The organism is Streptomyces sp. NPDC006602, assembly GCF_042870385.1.
Taxonomy (GTDB): Bacteria; Actinomycetota; Actinomycetes; order Streptomycetales; family Streptomycetaceae; genus Streptomyces.
In genome coordinates, this window is the sequence record NZ_JBIAHG010000100.1 from 1 (window position 1) to 1,741 (window position 1,741).

Annotated in this window: 2 protein-coding genes; one reads left to right on the top strand and one right to left on the bottom strand. The window is 70.8% G+C overall.

The window, feature by feature from the left end; genetic code table 11:
- Positions 1–199: 199 nt before the first annotated feature.
- Positions 200–538, top strand: coding sequence for an inner-membrane translocator (locus ACFYO2_RS49590; RefSeq protein ID WP_388364117.1), 339 nt, complete (start codon positions 200–202; stop codon positions 536–538).
- An 819-nt stretch (positions 539–1,357) separates the two neighbouring features.
- Here the strand turns inward: ACFYO2_RS49590 and ACFYO2_RS49595 are convergent.
- The coding region (locus ACFYO2_RS49595; RefSeq protein ID WP_388364120.1) for a DNA-directed RNA polymerase subunit alpha C-terminal domain-containing protein at positions 1,358–1,741 on the bottom strand (384 nt) is incomplete at its 5' end.

The window sequence follows — 1,741 nt, forward strand, 5'->3', positions numbered from 1 at the left end:
GACACCCAGCCCCGCCTCTCGCTCCGATGAACAGAACGATCATGCCGACCTCAGCGAGCCGACGAAGCCGGTTTACGCATTTCCCAACGGAGTCGCTCACGAGGGGGAGGAAGTCGAAGTCAACAAGCCGGGAGTACACCTGGGTTGCCGGTCGGTAACGGCCCGTTTGGAGGGGTGCATTCCGTACGACCGTAGGGACATGTCCCCACCTGCCGGCAAGCGGTCCTCCCGCTGGGCGGATGCCCTCACCGCGGGTTGCCTCCTGCTGCTCGTGCTGGTGGCGGACGCAGCGGCCGGGTTGCTGGTCGTCATCGTGCTCGCGCTGCGGGGGCTGGGCCGGATGGACGCCGGCGCCGGGCAGCTGCCGGCCGGGCGGCCACCCGCGGACTGGACGCCGGTGCTGTGCTTCGGCGCTCTGGCGCTGGCGGTCGGTGTCACCGGGGTCGTGCTGCTGCGGCTCGGGCACCGGGTGACCGGGGCCCTCCAGTTGGCGCTCTGCCTCGTCCTGGCGGGCGAGGTGCTGTGGGCCTGGCCCTGACTCGGAAAGCGGTGTGCGGTCGCGGTTGTGGGTCCGGCACCGGTGGCGTGTCGCCTGAGGACAGGTGACGGTGCGCACGGGCCGGGGCGATCGCCCATCGTATGGGCGATCGCATGCGGAAGCAGACCCTGCTGGGCAAGGAATTTGCGCATTCATGCGGCTCCGGCGCGGACGCCGTCAAAGTCCCGTCAATCGAGTCAGGGAAATCGTCAGGAGAGCGTCAATGTCGGCCACGAGTGGCCGGAACCGGTCGCAGGCTGATCGGCATCGGGGGTGGGTGACCGTCCGTGGCGTGAGGTTGGGGGAACCGTGACGATCACGGCCGGTACAGCGGGTGTATCCCAGCCGGGGACCGGTGAAGAACCTCAGCCACCGGCGGTCGTCCGGCAGGGAGGCGGCCCCGGACCGCGACGAAGAAGGCAGTCGCGGCGGGGCGATCGGGGTCCGGCTCCCGGCTTTGGGCAGCGGGCCGTGGTCACGCGGGCCGCTCTGCGCCGCCGCTTCTGGGCCACCGTGCCCGCGCGGCTGCGCCTCCTGCGCGCGGCCACGGCGTCGCTCACCGCCGCCCTGGCCGTGCTGCTGCCTCTGCATCGTGTCGCTGATGGCGTGGTCGTCGTAGAGGCGTTGCAGTTCGGTCGCCCAGGGCGAGATGGCGATGCGGCGAGGACCGGGCAGGCCGCGCGGGCCGGGCAGAGTAACGGCCGACCGAGCTCGGCGCATCCCAGCTCCTTGCCCTGCTCTGCAGGCATTTCGTTCCTCCCCCCGGCTGAAGCCGGGGGGATCCACGAAAGGACTCCGATGACCGGCGCGGCGCAGCGTTCAGTACTGCTCGGTCTCCACGAAACCCGCGTCCGCGTCGTCGTCGGCGCCGAGGGCGTCGGCGGCGGCCGCGGGGTCGAATCCGGGCGGGCTGTCCTTGAGGCCCAGGCCCATGCCGGCGAGCTTGGCCTTGACCTCGTCGATGGACTTCGCACCGAAGTTGCGGATGTCGAGGAGGTCGGCCTCGGAGCGGGCGACGAGTTCTCCCACGGAGTGGACGCCCTCGCGCTTGAGGCAGTTGTACGAACGGACGGTGAGCTCGAGCTCCTCGATCGGCAGTACCAGGTCGGCGGCAAGGGCGGCGTCCGTGGGGGACGGGCCCATGTCGATGCCCTCGGCGTCGATGTTGAGCTCGCGGGCCAGACCGAACAGCTCGACCAGGGT

Coding starts and splice junctions, on each gene's coding strand:
- ACFYO2_RS49590 (WP_388364117.1), top strand. CDS start 200: ATGTCCCCACCTGCCGGCAAGCGGTCCTCCCGCTGGGCGGATGCCCTC.